Source organism: Nocardiopsis nanhaiensis (assembly GCF_054778635.1).
The window spans coordinates 23,504-38,011 of the sequence record NZ_BAAGZJ010000050.1 but is presented as its reverse complement, the minus strand read 5'-3'; the positions used below and the strand labels follow the sequence as shown (position 1 = coordinate 38,011).

General features: G+C 67.6%; 13 protein-coding genes. 7 read left to right on the top strand and 6 right to left on the bottom strand.

Features of this window, described 5'->3' with window-relative positions:
• Position 1 precedes the first annotated feature (1 nt).
• From ACYVD1_RS22095 to ACYVD1_RS22070, 6 genes are all read right to left on the bottom strand, one after another.
• Positions 2-940 (bottom strand): PrgI family protein, encoded by a 939-nt coding sequence (locus ACYVD1_RS22095; RefSeq protein WP_460776030.1) that lies wholly within the window; start codon positions 938-940, stop codon positions 2-4.
• 39 nt (positions 941-979) lie between these two features.
• Positions 980-2,929, bottom strand: coding sequence for a hypothetical protein (locus ACYVD1_RS22090; RefSeq protein ID WP_460776027.1), 1,950 nt, complete (start codon positions 2,927-2,929; stop codon positions 980-982).
• Between the two features lie 98 nt (positions 2,930-3,027).
• A complete protein-coding gene (locus ACYVD1_RS22085; RefSeq protein ID WP_460776024.1) occupies positions 3,028-3,429 on the bottom strand; it encodes a hypothetical protein in 402 nt (133 codons plus the stop codon).
• A gap of 117 nt (positions 3,430-3,546) precedes the next feature.
• On the bottom strand, positions 3,547-4,377 hold the full coding sequence (locus ACYVD1_RS22080; RefSeq protein ID WP_460776021.1) for a sigma-70 RNA polymerase sigma factor region 4 domain-containing protein: 831 nt from the start codon (positions 4,375-4,377) through the stop codon (positions 3,547-3,549).
• 595 nt (positions 4,378-4,972) lie between these two features.
• Positions 4,973-5,158 carry a DUF397 domain-containing protein gene (locus ACYVD1_RS22075; RefSeq protein ID WP_460776018.1) on the bottom strand — a complete coding sequence of 62 codons (186 nt, stop codon included), beginning with the start codon at positions 5,156-5,158 and terminating at the stop codon, positions 4,973-4,975.
• Positions 5,155-5,964 carry a helix-turn-helix domain-containing protein gene (locus ACYVD1_RS22070; protein ID WP_460776016.1) on the bottom strand — a complete coding sequence of 270 codons (810 nt, stop codon included), beginning with the start codon at positions 5,962-5,964 and terminating at the stop codon, positions 5,155-5,157. Before ACYVD1_RS22070 ends, ACYVD1_RS22075 begins: the two co-directional genes overlap by 4 nt.
• 541 nt (positions 5,965-6,505) lie before the next feature.
• Here ACYVD1_RS22070 and ACYVD1_RS22065 point away from each other — a divergent pair.
• From ACYVD1_RS22065 to ACYVD1_RS22035, 7 genes are all read left to right on the top strand, one after another.
• Entirely contained in the window at positions 6,506-7,297 is a 792-nt protein-coding gene (locus ACYVD1_RS22065) for an ATP-binding protein (RefSeq protein ID WP_460776012.1), read from the top strand.
• Positions 7,298-7,444: 147 nt separating this feature from the next.
• Complete coding sequence (locus tag ACYVD1_RS22060) at positions 7,445-8,266, top strand: hypothetical protein (RefSeq protein WP_460776010.1); 822 nt, start codon at positions 7,445-7,447, stop codon at positions 8,264-8,266.
• A complete protein-coding gene (locus ACYVD1_RS22055; protein WP_460776008.1) occupies positions 8,263-8,586 on the top strand; it encodes a hypothetical protein in 324 nt (107 codons plus the stop codon). Before ACYVD1_RS22060 ends, ACYVD1_RS22055 begins: the two co-directional genes overlap by 4 nt.
• On the top strand, positions 8,583-9,476 hold the full coding sequence (locus tag ACYVD1_RS22050; protein ID WP_460776006.1) for a tetratricopeptide repeat protein: 894 nt from the start codon (positions 8,583-8,585) through the stop codon (positions 9,474-9,476). The genes ACYVD1_RS22055 and ACYVD1_RS22050 overlap by 4 nt, the downstream gene beginning before the upstream one ends.
• Before the next feature lie 499 nt (positions 9,477-9,975).
• Positions 9,976-10,167 carry a hypothetical protein gene (locus ACYVD1_RS22045; RefSeq protein ID WP_460776004.1) on the top strand — a complete coding sequence of 64 codons (192 nt, stop codon included), beginning with the start codon at positions 9,976-9,978 and terminating at the stop codon, positions 10,165-10,167.
• A 75-nt stretch (positions 10,168-10,242) separates the two neighbouring features.
• Entirely contained in the window at positions 10,243-13,263 is a 3,021-nt protein-coding gene (locus ACYVD1_RS22040; protein WP_460776002.1) for a lantibiotic dehydratase, read from the top strand.
• On the top strand, positions 13,260-14,501 hold the full coding sequence (locus ACYVD1_RS22035) for a lanthionine synthetase C family protein (RefSeq protein WP_460776000.1): 1,242 nt from the start codon (positions 13,260-13,262) through the stop codon (positions 14,499-14,501). The genes ACYVD1_RS22040 and ACYVD1_RS22035 overlap by 4 nt, the downstream gene beginning before the upstream one ends.
• Positions 14,502-14,508 lie beyond the last annotated feature (7 nt).

Here is a 14,508-nt window from a genome sequence, read left to right as displayed (position 1 = left end):
CTCATGCCTCCTGTTCGTCGGCGGTGCCGCCGAGCTCGGCTTCGTGCGGGTCGGTGTCGGTCAGGTGCGCGCCGGGGGCGGTCATCGAGGCTCGTAGCGCCTGCTCGGCCGCTTGGCCGTCCAGGACTTGCGTGCGGATGCCGAGCGTGGCCAGCCGGTCCGCGGCATCGTCCGCCCGGCGCCGCAGTGCCCTACCGGTTCGGCGCGCGGTTCCGGTGGCGGTGACCACGACCAGCACCTGTTGGTGGGACAGCTCGTGGGTGGCGGCGATCTCGTCGAGGTAGTCGGCGTGCGCCGCCGCGGCCTGGGCCAGTGCGGGGTGGGGCAGGTAATCGGCGTTGGCGCGCACCATCTCGGTCAATCCGGACAGGTCGGCGCGGCGGCGCTGCACGAGGATCTGGACGGGGTCGGTCAGGGAGTCGAGCACCCCGGCGAACGCGGCGACGGTCTGGTCCTGCTCGCGCCCGGAGGCGAGCTGGAACGGGATAGTGGTGCAGGCGATCACCGCAGCGCACCGTCCGTCCACGTCGATCACCCCGCCGGGGGTGATGGCCGAAGCGGGCAGCCGCAGGGGTTCCAGACGGGGTTGTCGGAAACGGGGTGCCCACCGCGGCGGCTTCGGGATCGTCCCGCTGGGTGCGGAGACCAGGTGTTTGGGTGAGCGCTTCCAAGACCATGCGCTGGCCAGCACCCTCTCCAAACCACGGCCGTCGCGCTCGGCGAAGGCGACGGCGATGACTGCGCCGAGGACGGGGGCCAGGCCCAGGCCGAACACCCATAGCGGCACGGCATCGCGAAGAATCAGGTAGGCGCCCCAGGCCCCGGCCAGAGCCGGGGCGATGATCAGGCACTGTCTGGCGGTCAGGTTGAACACCAGGGGTTCGGGCCGGTCGATGTCAGCGGGGATCCGGCCCCGCCACGCCGAAGGCTCCTCGGCCACAAGCACACCTTTCTCATGTGGTCGTTCTTGATCAGTGGGCTAGTCGGTGTCGCGGCGCGGTTGTGGGAAGAGCCCGTACTGCTTCCACACCCGCCGCGGGGACGGGAAGAGCGGCCGTTGGCCTTTGACGTGCGGCGGTTTGCCCCACTGAACCTCCGGTATCTGCGGCAGGTGCCTCGGCCGCGCTGACGGCGGGGTTCTGGGTAGAGAAGGCCTGCGCAGACGCGGCGCGTAGGTCACCCTTGCCGAGGGGCGGGGTTCCGGAGGTGTGTAGCCGAGCCGTTCGGTTCCCTTGCGGCCGGGCACCCGTGTCGGCGGCGGTGTCGGGAGCACCCCTTGGCGCCAGCGGCGCTGCGGCGGGGCCGGGCTGGACCCGCTCGTTGGGGTGGCTGGAGGTGACGGACGCGGGAACAGCGTCTGCTGCCCCGTCTTGGGCGATCCGGGCATGCGTCCCTCCTCCAGAGCACGGCGGGCAGGTACAGGTGGTCCGGGGCGCGGTGGCGGCACCGGGGGCAACGCCTTCTGCGCTGGCAGGCCCGGCGGGACGCCCGGGTCCGGTCCGGGTCTGGGCCAGGGCCCCGAGCTTCCGGGGCCGGGAAGGGCACGCGGCCCACCTGCCGACAGGGCCCCGGCCGGTTCGGGTGGATCGTGGCGGTGCCTGTACCACCAGGCCTGGGGTTGCAGCGGTTGGAGGCCGGAACCGGGTTTTGGCGTATAGCGGGGCAGAGGTCGGCCCGTAGCGCGCTTGGGCCACCCGGCCTGAGGTTTACGCAGGCCGAGATCGAGACCGTTGCGCAGCACACCCGGCATGCGCATGCTTCCCACGGAGCGGAAGGCCATCATCCAGGCGAGGTTCTTCAACAGCGCGGCGATCGGGCTCGTGCCCGGGTTGGGCTGCCACACCAGCTTCATCACCCATGAGCTGATCCGGATCTGCACGTAGAGCAGCACCAAGAGCAGCATCAGGTTCATCAGCCAGCCGCCCTCGCTGACGTCGCCGGTGGCGGGTGCGGCCAGGGTGCTGCTGGCCAGCGCAACGGTGTGCTCGCCTCCCGTGTCCAGGGCCAGCTCCTGTTCGGCCCCGTCACCAGAGGCGGTGGTGTTGCCCATGATCGACAGCTGGCCTTCGAAGAACAGCCGCATCATGGCGATGAAGACGATGCTCTGCGCGATCGGGATCGCGCACAGGCCGACCATGGACTTCCACCACAGCTCCGCCAGCCTGTTCGTGTGCGGCAGGGCGTGAAACATCAACAGCAGGGGCGCGGCGATAACCAAGACGATGACCATGCAGATGCGGACCGCCTCGGTGATCATCCACACCACCAGCAGCACGACCGCCACGACCAGGAGCAGGATCGTGAAGACCAGCGCCTCCTCGAGGATGACGTCCATGCGGTCACGCAGATTGACCGCAGCCTCCCGGGCATCGATGCCTTCCCGGCCGATCGCCGCGGCAATGCCGTTGGAAGCCTTGACCATCTCGGTGGCCACCACCAGTGAGAGGTTGGCTGCCACCGCTCCGAAGACCAGCCGGGGCAGGATGTCGGCGGCTGAGTACCGGGTCTGGACGCTCTGGTAGCCCATGGCAATGAACCCGCCCGCTGTAATGAGCAGGACGTAGAGGACGTTGCTCGTGGTGAGGATGCCGTCGTGCAGGGCCTCCATCCCCCCGGTCGGCACCGGAGTCCGAAACGCCCTCTCGGCCAACCACCCCAAGGCGGGGTTCAGCCCGCTGACGACGAAGTCCGCGAACCAATTGCTGATGTGGCACCCGGGGTCGACCATCCCGCAGTCGAAGACCTTGTCGTCGGTCTCCAACTCGACCGGATCCTCTGAAAGCTCCGTCGGGTCCTGCCGCCCTCCTCGGGGCTCATCCTCGCGCTCGTCCTCCGGAGACGGGAGCGGCTCATCGCTGATCTCCGGTTCCGGAGCAGGCTCGGCGTCAGGACGGGAGTCGGTTTCAGGTTCCGGCTCCGGTGGGGGCACGGGTTCTTCTGGTGGTGGGAGCGGGTCATCGGAAGGCGGCGGCAAGGGCTCGTCCGAGGGCGGCTCCGCTGGCATCCAGCCCGGCATGTTCACGGGGCTCATATGCCGCCACCGGTCTCACCGGCGGCCAGGATCCAGTCCAAGATCCCCATCAGCACGGTGGCAAGCACCGCGATGCCGTAGCCGATCGCCACCCCCGTCAAAGCCCTTTTGGCTCCGTCGATGGCGCCGGGCTCTCCCCCCGCGACCAGCCACCGGACACCGGCGATGGTGAGGAAGAGCGTCCCGAGGGCGGTAGCCAGCACCATGATGACGAGATAGATCCGGTTCACCACGGCCACCAGCGGCTGGGCCGTGGTCTCAGCGGGCTCCTGTGGCCCTTGGACCTCACCCTCGGTACCGTCCGCCCACACCCACGAGGCGTCGTCAGCCGTCAGCATGCACCACACGGTGGCAAGCACGGTGAGGGCCATCACCACGAACAATCTGCGCACCCGCATCCCCTTTCTTTCGCCGCCAAGCCCCTCAGGGCCCGACCCCGCTCGACTCCTGTGCCCGCGCCTCGGAGACCGGTGGGCCCCTCCTGGGCAGGTGGCCCTACCGGCCCTCTCACTTGGTTAGGAAGCCAACGGCCAGAGCGGATTCGACGTCGCGCGCCCGACGGGTTCACCGGAGGGGTGCGCATACGCGGGCGAAATTGGCGAAGTCGCCGCCACGGCCCCTGCGCGATCGTGCTCGGGTACCGGGCACAGCGCCGCAGCCAGTCGCTTCTCCGCACGCTGGCGGCGCTTGGCCAGGGTCTTGTAGCCCACGCCCGTCTCGGTGGACAGCACCACCAGCGAGACCCCTTCAAGGCGGGTGCGGGCGATCAGCTCAGCCTCAGATTCCGTCAGGGTCCCGGCCCGCACGGCGGCGTCCAGGACCGGCTCGCACGAGCGGGCTGCACCGGGCTCTGCTTCGAAGTCGGCCTCCTCCTGCGCCCTGCTTCGCGCCTGGTGAGCGGCAGCGGCCAGGGCCCTTTTGCGCTCGCCCAGTGCCGCTCGGCGCACGCGGCAGAGCAGGAAGTAGCCCTGACCGGCGTGGTCTGCGTTGACGGTGCGCACCTGGCGGATCGCGGCCGCCACGACCTCGGCTTCGAGGTCGGCGACATCGGCCCTGTCCAGACCGCGGCTGGCGTGGCGCACGGCGGAGCGGAGCATGGGCACGGCCAGGCCCAGGGCTCCGACCAACCAGTCCTGGGAGTGGCGGGCCGCGCGGATGGTGTGGCGCCAGACCGCGTCACGGACACGGTTCGTAGTCGCCCCGGCCAGCAGGACGTCGCGGAGCTCGTAGAGCGAGTAGGTGCGTTTCTCGAGCTGCGGGTGCACGTACTGCCCGCTCAGGGTTAGGTGTGTGGGCGCGATTGCGGCGAAGTGGGATTCGATCTCAGAAAACAGCGACGAGTTCATGTCTTCCCCTGGGAGTGCCATCGGGATCCGGCACCACCACGTAAAGACACGGCGCTCTCAGGGGTTGCTCAGCACTGGCTCAGAGCCCGCTCAAACCTGACTCAGGAACGACTCCGGCATACCAAGGGAGAGTAAAATATTCTTCCCCGGGGCCCGGGACGTGCGCGCAGCCCATAGGAGAGGGTGGCCTGAACGACGCCCCTAGCTGCGAAGACAACAGGGACATGGGCCGACCCGGCCAAGTGAGTCACGCGGATCCACCCATGGGGCGACTCATAAGAAGCAACACGGGGGATTTTGCTTGGGACACACCCGAGGCGGGATCCAAGGTGATCGCCCTATCCACCTTGGCGCCCAGCTGGCCGGTGCGGGTCACAGCCCTGCCGACGTCGCGGCACAACAGAGTCTGAGCGGCCGGGTAAGGAGGCGGGCCGACCAGGTAGCCATCAAGGCGTGAGCGGCCATCGGGCAAGTACGCCCGGCTCGCGGGACTCTGGTTCTAGATCTACTGTGCGATGAACCTGACACAGCTGAGCACAGGCTTGGACCCCACCATCTCTACTGGTGGGGTCCAGTTTGCTTCAAGGCGGAATCGTTAGACGCGCGCCGCAGTAGCGAGCAACGTCGCCCACTCCGTGGTCGGCACTTCAAGGTGGCCCAACTCTCGGTGCTGCGTATCGCGCACCAGCACACGGGAGGCTCCCATATCGCCGCGCGCCTCTACACAGTCGCCGCCCCGGCCGTTGCTGTAGCTGGACTTCTGCCAACTGTCGCTGATCATGTGGTGCTGCCTCGAATCTCTTCCATCCGAGATCGTGACGCCGGGACCGGCAGCGCAGCACCTCTAAGCTCCGCGAAGATCCGGTCATAGCTCCCCACGACCTCAGGCTCCTTGAGGGATATGCCTGCCTCGTGGCCCTCGACATAGACGAAATCGCCGCTGTCGGGCACGTTAATCAGCTTAAAGGATCCGCCCAGACCAGCATGTTCCTCCGTGTGCATCGGTATCACCTGGACCGTGATCCGGGGGCGATACGACAGTTCAAGGAGGTAGTCGACCTGGGCCTGCATCACAGAAGTATCCCGAAACCTCCTGAGTAGCACTGACTCGTCCAGCAGCACTGTGACGAGAGGCGGATGCTCACGATCCAGGATTCCGCGCCTGTGCATCCGTGCACGAACGATCTGGTCGATGGTGCCCGGTGGCTCGTGGGGGGCCGCGAGCACGCTGACAGCGCGCGCATAAGCCTCGACTTGAACCAACCCCGGCACAAGCCCCAAAGCGTACTGGCGGATTTCAACCGCCGTCTGCTCCGCTTCGGCGACCTCACGGAAGTAGCCAGTCATCCCTGTCGGCGAGAACGCCGCATCCCACGCATCCGTAAGTGCGTCGTGAGCGATAAGGGCCTTGTCGATACGTACCACTTGGTCGCGACGTGTCCCTTTCTTGCCTCCTTCTAAATCACTCACTGTGCTCTGGGCGATCACCGCCGCTTTCGCGAGGTCTTGCTGAGTCAGGCCTGATCGGAGCCTGTACTTCTTCATCAGCTTACCGAAACGCTCTCGTGCTGGATCGACCAAGCCCACGCCTCACCGCCAATATCGCCGCATTATCAGATCAAATCGCCGACCATACGAACACAACCGACTTACGCGATGACCATAGACCAGCCTGTAGCGCCGGTGGAAGAGTCATTCTCGGACACCTCAGCGTGTCCATCCCGATCCAGAAAGTACGGATGGGTGCACACGTCGACCCGCCCCTGTCAGAAGGGGGCGGGAATCCCAGGGCACACGAAAGCCCCGGAGGCCGAAGTTGAGAGAGCGGCTTCCGGGGCTGGTGCCTCACCTGGACTACCACCCGAGGTGAGAACATGACAAAGGCTACCGGCCGGACCGCCTCCGCGACAGGGCGGGTACTGCTCCCGCGAACCACGGAAAAGCACACTACGCGGGCTATTCGGCACAACCCCGAGGCGATCCCGGCGCGGCGGTGGGCGGCGAACCTTCGGGTTCCGCCTACGCCCACTGAGGTCGAGATCGGCCTGGCAGGGGCTGTGTATGCCCCGGATACGCCGACCCTTCAGGTGCGGCTCATCGGCGCTGAGACCGGCTGGAGGTGCGCGCGGTGACCGCAACCCTCACCAAACCGTTCACAGCCAGCAAGAAGTGCTCCGCCGATGAGTACGCCCCCCGCGACGCCCGCCGCTGGCTCTGCGCGACCCTTGCCGACTGGGCGGTCCCCGAGCCGCTCAACACCGATCTCGTCGTTTCCGAGCTGGTCACCAACGCGGTCGCGCACACCGCGTCCACCACCGTTGCTGTACACGTGACGGTTACCGCCGCCGCGATCCGCATCGAGGTCCACGACCAGGGAGCCACAACCAGGCCCACGCTCAGCCCGGCACCGGCCGACGCCGAACACGGCCGCGGCCTCGCCCTCGTGAACGCAGTCTGCTCCCACTGGGGGACGCTGCCCTCCGACGAAGGGCCGGGAGTGTGGGCTGAGATCGCCTGCCCCCTGTCCATCACCCCTACCGCTGTGACCCCGCCACCGGACGGTGACCCAGGAGCGAAGCATGCCCTGACCGACATGGTGACCGTTCTGACCTCCAGCGGATTCACCCCTGAACCCGGCCCGTACACCTGGTCGGTCCGAGCATGCCTGTACGCCGCTCGAGAGTGGGATCACGGGTACCCCGTCGGCCGAGGCGACCGGCTGTTCTCGGCCGCCCTACACCTGGACACCCCGGCCGTCGGCCGACTGCAGTGGGTCCTCGCACTCCCCGGCACCCCGGCCGGGTTCATAGTCCTCGGCGACGCACACAGCCCGGTCCGGCCGAGCGACCTCGCTCTCCTAGACCTCCTCGCCGAACACACCCCGTGCCACCCCCGAGGATGCGCCTGCTCCAACCCATGACCGGTGCCCCGGGGACGCGTCCGTCCCCTTGCCTCTGTGGAGGGCTTCCCCCGGCGCACCTGCCCTGTGGGGTCGGTATCTACCCGTCGACCCCACAGGGCCACCACCCACCGCCGCACCCCTCACAGTGAGAATCGAGGTCTGGGAGTGCCCTCCACACCCACCACCTATGACCTTGCCGCCCTGTCTCAGCGCACCAAGACGCTTCTCCACGCCGCCTCTTCCGTGCACGACGACGATGCGCGTGTGCTGACCGGCCTTCGCGGCAGGGAGCTGAGCACCCAGGTCGACCAAGGCCGCCTGCGCCGCACCGAGTGGAACCGCTTGGAGACAGCGAGCGTGCTCTCCTATGCCCGGCGCTGTTCTCGTCGGCCGCTGACGCTGTTCGACCTGGTCCGCCAGCGCGCGGCCGAAGCCGGGCAGAACCTCGCCGAGCACACCTGGGACGTACCCGAACCCTCCAAGGGCCGGAGTTGGACATTGGTACGGCGGGAGAGGATGCCGCCCACCGGCGGCGCCGACCCGGCATGGGCGGCCTGGTACCGGGGCGGAGACGAACGCCTGGCCCACCGCTTCTTCCGACAGCGGGCCGAGGAGTGGACGACCGCGACCGCCTGCGGTCGGATGCTGCACACCCTGTGGATCACCCCCGACCGGCTCGGTCAGTTCGGGCAGTTCCTGCTCGCGGAGATGGACCTGCGGACGGCATCGGGACACCAGGTCGCTGTGCGCCCCTCCTCGACCCTGGGCTACCTGGAACACGGCGGCCCCCTACCGGACCTGACCGCGCACGACAGCGGAGTGACGGACGTACACGTCTACACCCAGCTCGGCGCCCTCAAGCAGGTAGTGCGCGTGCAAGACGCACCTTTGGCGCACGCCGTCGTCGATCTCCTGGGCCTGCTCAGCAGCCACAAGTCCGCGACGGGCCCGGCTTCGTTCCGCGACCGCACCAGGAGGCTGCTGTGACGCCCCGCACCGGCCTACCCAAGCGCCGCCCCAGCAAAGATTTCGATGCCTGGACCCGCCCCAGTCTCCACGACAGGCCACCGAGGCAGGCGCCGCGTACCTGTACCGACTACATCGAACAGCACTGGGGCATGGTCCGCGAACCACCAGTGGCCGTGCACGCCCTCACCGCCGCCCAGACCCGCCACCACCCTGATCTCCAGACCCAGAGCGACGACGACCCGTCCGAGGAGCTGCGTCCGCTCGCCCTGCTCATCAGAACCCTGATCAATCAGAACCCGCGCCTGGCCCGCCCCCACCGCATGGGAGTTCCCTCATGACCATGACCGTCAGCCGCTGCGCAGCCCGCGCCGCCGCACACGACCATGTCGCTCTGCACGGCGCACTGGCCAGGTCAGCCGGACGGCACCTGAACCCCGACCGGTGGCTACTGACCGCCGAAGACCAGATCGACCTGGACCTGTTCTCCGGCTACGACGACGCCTTGGAGTGGCTGACCTCCACCGCTGACCTGCACCGCGCCGTGGTACGCACCGCTCACGTCAGCGGGCTCCACACCGAGTGCTGGCAACTGTGCGAGGCCCTCCTGCCCCATCTGCGAGGCGCTCAGGACTTCGAGACCTGGCGCATCTCCCACAAGCTCGGACTGCGGTCGGCAGCGCACTGCGGACCGGCGCCCATGGCGCGCATGCTCTCCGGGCTGGGGTCCTGCTACCAGTGGGAAGGGCGCTTGGACGAGGCCGAAGCCGAGTTCGTCCGAGCCGAGCAGCTGTGGCTGAAGGCCGACCACACGTTGGGGCGGGCCTCCCTCTCGGAGTCGCTGGGCCTGCTCGCTCTGCGCGAGGGCGACCTCGGACTGGCTGAGGCCCGTTTCCTGAGGGCCCTGCGCCTGTTCACCGAGCTCGGGCGCGACCGGGGGATCTGGCTGATCCAGCGTCGCCTCGGCGAGACCGCACTGGCCGCCCGCAACTTCACCAAAGCCATCCACTACCTGACGAGCTCCCGCGCTTGGTTCGCCGACCGCGGTGACCGCTACCAGGTGGTGCGCAACACCATGTCCCTGGCCCGCTCCCTCGCCGGAGCGGGACAACAGGACCAGGCTCAGCAGGAGCTGGAGGAAGCCGCCGGGGCCGCCGGGGTTCTGAAAGTGCCTGCACTCGAACGCGAGGTCCGAGAGCTTGCGGCTTCCCTCGCTTCTGTCCGGGGCTGAACGCTGTCCAGGGGTGCTGTGCACTTCTCACTGTCGGCTCCCTGCCGGCCGAGATCGACGGTCAATGGGGTTCAGCGTCTCACTCCACTATCACCCATCACATCCATAACACGCCGATTCCGGAAGAGAACGCGTCGGGAGGAGGCACATGAAGGTTGCCCTTAGACTTCACGGAAACCGCGCGCCCCGCCACAGAAAATCAATCTGCCGACCACCTGCAGCAATTCACAACCGAGTGGATGGCTTTGCTTCTTATACCTAAATCCAAGCCCGTTGACCTTGCGGATTATCTCTAGCGTCTTGCAAGAGCGCCGGTGCTCGATTAGCGTTCTCGTGGCAGACCAAAGGAAGGGTTGATCAATTACAAGAGAAGCCAATATCCCACCAGGGTACGGCGCCCTTCATAAGGCGCGGACGCTGACACGTCACATCCCATCCGGTCCGATAACGCAAATGTTTTGGACCTTCACCACAGCACTCACTAGGAGCTATGGACCTGATGCCTGCATCGACCGCAACCGCCAGTACCGACCACACCAACACGCCGTCCTCCAGTGGGTTGACCACTACTGCCGAGCCGTCGGCTGAGTTGAGCCTGGACATCTCCATTGTGGAGACCGGGGCGGCCACCGAAGCGCTTCTGTGCAGTACCGACAACGGCTGCGACACGCAGAAGAACGGGGACTGCTGACCTAGCACACCAGCCTGACCCGGTGGAGTTCACCCACCACCGGGTCAGCACGGCCGATCGGGTGAGAGGAATTGCGTGCTACAGCCCGAACCTCATTACAGCACACTCCCCCTGGGTCTATTCCGGTCACTTTCCTGCGCATATCCCGATGCGCCTGAATGGCCTCAGGAGAACACGGATGAAGCCCTCTGGTCATGGGTCGAGCGCCTATGGAAGAATGAAGATTTCAGAGGTGCGGTTTCTTTGGCCAGCCCTGGGCTGGCCAAGCAACTAAGCGCCGGGGGAACGAATGACTCCCGAGTTCAACGCATCACTCTATCCCTGGCCCGCTATCTGCTGAGATTGCGGCGCGCAACTCCTTTCGGAGCTTTTGTGGGCGTGGGTCCTCTGCAGTTGGGTGCCCCAGCGGCAGTTGCCTGCGCTGAGCCCGCGCTGCAGCTGAGAGCCGACACCGGGTGGGTAGCTGCGGTAGTCACCCGTTTGGAGTCAGACTCGCAGGTCCGGAACGATTTGCTGATGGTCGCCAACAGTGCATTGACGCTTCAGGGGGAGCGGGTGGTGGTCGCTGCTCAGCCTTCCTTGTCACCCACTGTGTTGCGCTCTTCTGCGGTCTCGATCGGAAGAACCCGGATTGTCGAGTCGGTTGTGGAGCTGGCTCAGAAGACTCCGGTCCTGGGCGGCAGGCTGGTGGACTCCCTGCAACGGCGCTTCCCCGGTCACACCAGGCGGGCGTGGGAAGACGTGGTCAAGCGGCTATTGGAGTGCGGTGTACTGATCTCGGAGCTACGTCCGCCGGCCACCTGCACCAACGGGCTCGCCCACATCCTGAAGGTGCTTAGCGAACGCGGGATCGGGGCGGAGACCTGCACGCTGGTGGCTGAGATGGAACGGGTCCAGGCCCTGCTGAACTCGGGTGATACCCCTCAGCGCACGCGTCGTCGCATGCTTGAGGTGAGCGAGGCGGTGGAGCAGCCGCTCATGGCGGTGACGAGTACCGCAGGCGCGCAACTCCCTGCCGGGGTGGCTGAGGAGGTGGCTTCGGCGGCATCGGTGCTATCTCGCGTCGCGCCCCATCCGGGCGGCGATGCGCGCATCCGCGCGTTCCATGACCAGTTCGTGGACCGTTACGGATCGGGTTCGGTGGTCGCCCTCTCGGACGTGGTCGACCCGACCCGCGGGCTCGGTTTCCCGGCCCACTACACGCACGACGCGGGGCAGCACCTTCTGACTCCACGCGACCGGACCCTGTTGTCCTGGGCTCAGCAGGCGGCCCTGGACGGGGCACGGGAAGTCGTGTTGGGCGAGTCGATGCTGGCAGCCCTCGTCGGAGAGGGCGTAGGCACTGCTCACCCGGCTCCCCATATGGAGATGTGCGTACAAGTACATGCCCGTACCCCACAAGCTATCTCCGACGGAGAGTTCTCCCTGTCCGTGCAGGGCGTGAGCCGCAGCGGTATGGCCCTCACCGGCCGGTTCGCGGATGTGCTCGGGTCGAAGGCGCAGCAGGCTTTTGCGGATCAGTACCGGGGCCTGCCCACATCGGCTGAGGGTGCCTTGGTCACCCAGCTCTCGTTCTCGCCCCGGCACCTGCATTTGGAGAATGTCACCCGTACCACCCGGCTGCTGACCGAGGTGCTCAGCGTGGCCGAACACCACCCCGACGCGACGGTGCACCTGGACGACCTAGCCGTGACGGCGCAGGACGGGCGGCTGTTCCTGCTGTCGCTGTCACGACGGTGTGTGGTCGAACCTGCCCTGACTCATGCCGCGGCCCGCCTGTCCTGGCCGCCCCTGGTGCGGCTGCTCTGGGAGATCGCGCGTTCAGGAAGCACGGTGGTCTCACCGTGGGCGTGGGGCCCTGCCGCGTCCGAGTTGCCGTTCCTGCCCCGTGTGCGTTACGGGCGCAGCATCCTGGCCCCGGCGCGCTGGCGGATCACGCCCCAGGCTCTACCTTCGGCCACAGCCGACCGATCGACGTGGGACAGGAGCCTGGTTCTGCTGAGCAAGCGGCTGCACTGGCCGGAATGGATCAGTGTCGGCTACTCCGACCAGCAGCTGCGTCTGCACTTACAGGCACCGATGGACCGTGCGGTACTGCGCGACTATCTGCACCGCGAGCACGGGAGCGGCCACGCAGTCGTGATCTCTGAAGCCCCCGCACCAGACGCGTACGGGTGGACCGGGGGCCGTGTTCACGAGATCGTGGCACCGGTGGTGAGCACCGAACCCCCTGTACCGGCACCTCGGGTGCTGGCCGGTGAAGGCCCGATGCTCCAGCTCTCGCAAGAGCACGGCGACCTTCCCGGGCAGGGGGTGCTCACCGTTCACCTCGTGGGGGATCCCGCACACGTCGACGCGATCCTGATCCGCCACCTCCCGGACGTACTGGCAGAACTGGGCGAGCCCCAATGGTGGTTCGTGCGCTACCGGCACCCCCGACCCCACCTTCGCCTGCGGCTCCACCAGGCCGAGCACGGGCTGGCGCTTCCCGCCCTGAACAGCTGGGCACGAGTCCTCCGGCGGGCAGGGCTCATCGACGCGATGTCCTTGGAGACCTACCGGCCCGAGGTCGCCCGGTACGGCAACGGTGCGGCGATGGAGGCAGCCGAGAAAGTGTTCGCGGACGACTCGGCGGCCGTCCAGGCGCAGCTGCGCCTGGTGGACGGGGCAGAGAGCTCCCTCGACCGCCAGGCGCTCACGGCCGCCAGCATGGTGCGCCTGACCATGGCGATGGCCCTTTGCCCCGATGAGGGGGCGGCCTGGTTGCTCAACCGTCCGCGATCGGGCCCCTCCCTGCCCCGAGCCGCAGCTCGACAAGCCGTGCACCTGGCAGACCTGAGCTCCCAGGAGCTCGAACAACACAGCTACGGGGTGGAGGTGGTGAAGGCATGGCGGTCTCGAGAAGAAGCCTGCGCGCACTATGCCCGCGTGCTCAACCGGCACGCTTCTGACCCTTCTCCGCAACGGGTCTCGGGGTCGCTGCTGCACATGCACCACAACCGGGCCGTCGGTATCGACCCACCCGGCGAGGAGCTCATCACACGGATGGCACGCGCTGTCGCCCTGTCCTGGCGGGCCCGCGGGGGGACACGATGAGCACGACAGCTCTCCTCCCAGCCGGGTTGCGCTGTCGCGCCGCTGAGGCGGGCGACCGGTTAGCCCGAACTCTGGATCGGCCCGCCCCTCTACCCGGTGACCGCGGCCCCCGCAGTGCCCGATGGCACGCGCAGTCGCTGTCCAAAGGCGCCGCCGGGGTCGCACTCCTGCATGCCCTGCGGGGCGACGTGGAGCGGGCGCACCTGTGGTTGCGTACGGCTACCGAGGACGGACTCGCTGCCGGAGGCGGAGCGGGCCTGTGGTACGGGGTGGGCGCGGTCGCGTTCGCCCTCCGCCACGGCGCACCCGACAGGTACGCGGGTGCCCTGGTCCAGGTGGACCAGGTGGTCGACCGGTTGGTGCATACCCAGCTGAGGGCCGCAGCCCGGCGCATCGACAACGATCGGTGCCCGGCCCGCAGGGAGTACGACGTTGTGCTGGGCCTGTCGGGGCTGGGGTCCTATCTCCTGCACCGCGACCCGGCCGATCCGCTCCTGCGCGAAGTGCTCAGCTACGCGGTCCGCCTGGCCCGTTCGGAGTACACCTTCAGCGGTATACGGGTGCCCGGCTGGTGGACCCGTGATGTGCTCGCAGGTAGGGCGGCAGAGTTCACCGGCGGCCACATGGATCTGGGCGCCGCCCACGGGATCGCTGGACCTTTGTCGTTGCTCGCGCTCGCCTACAGGGCCGGGGTCCGTGTGCGGGGTCAGCAAGAAGCGATCGGCGCGATCACGGCCTGGCTGGAAGAGTGGCGCCAAGAGGCCCCCAAGGGGCCGTGGTGGCCCCAGCGCCTCACCCTGAGCGAGCTACGCCAAGGTGAAGTGCGCAGCCGGGGACCGTTGCGTCCGTCCTGGTGCTACGGAACTCCCGGGATCGCACGCGCGCTCCAGCTTGGCGCCCTTGTGCTGGAGGATGTCCAGCGCCAGGAGGCGGCCGAGAACGCGCTACTGGCGTGCCTTGGCGATTCCGGACAGCTGGATCGGTTCACCGATACGGGCTTGTGTCACGGCTGGTCCGGGGTGCTCATGACGCTTTGGTGTGCCGCCGCGGACTCACGTTCACCGGACCTGGCGCACCTGTTGGCGCCGTTGGTGGAGAAGCTGTTGCACGCTCTGTCCGGCTTGGACGCTGAGAACCGGGTGGGGTTGATCGAGGGCAGTGCCGGAGTAGCCGCGACCGTGCACACCCTGGCAACCGGCGCCGACCCTCGATGGGCGTCCTGCCTTCTCATCACCTGAACCGGAG

Excerpts from the sequence above, each read along its gene's own strand:
- ACYVD1_RS22085 (WP_460776024.1), bottom strand. The coding sequence starts at position 3,429 with ATGCGGGTGCGCAGATTGTTCGTGGTGATGGCCCTCACCGTGCTTGCC.
- ACYVD1_RS22080 (WP_460776021.1), bottom strand. The coding sequence starts at position 4,377 with ATGAACTCGTCGCTGTTTTCTGAGATCGAATCCCACTTCGCCGCAATC.
- ACYVD1_RS22075 (WP_460776018.1), bottom strand. The coding sequence starts at position 5,158 with ATGATCAGCGACAGTTGGCAGAAGTCCAGCTACAGCAACGGCCGGGGC.
- ACYVD1_RS22050 (WP_460776006.1), top strand. The coding sequence starts at position 8,583 with ATGACCATGACCGTCAGCCGCTGCGCAGCCCGCGCCGCCGCACACGAC.
- ACYVD1_RS22045 (WP_460776004.1), top strand. The coding sequence starts at position 9,976 with ATGCCTGCATCGACCGCAACCGCCAGTACCGACCACACCAACACGCCG.
- ACYVD1_RS22035 (WP_460776000.1), top strand. The coding sequence starts at position 13,260 with ATGAGCACGACAGCTCTCCTCCCAGCCGGGTTGCGCTGTCGCGCCGCT.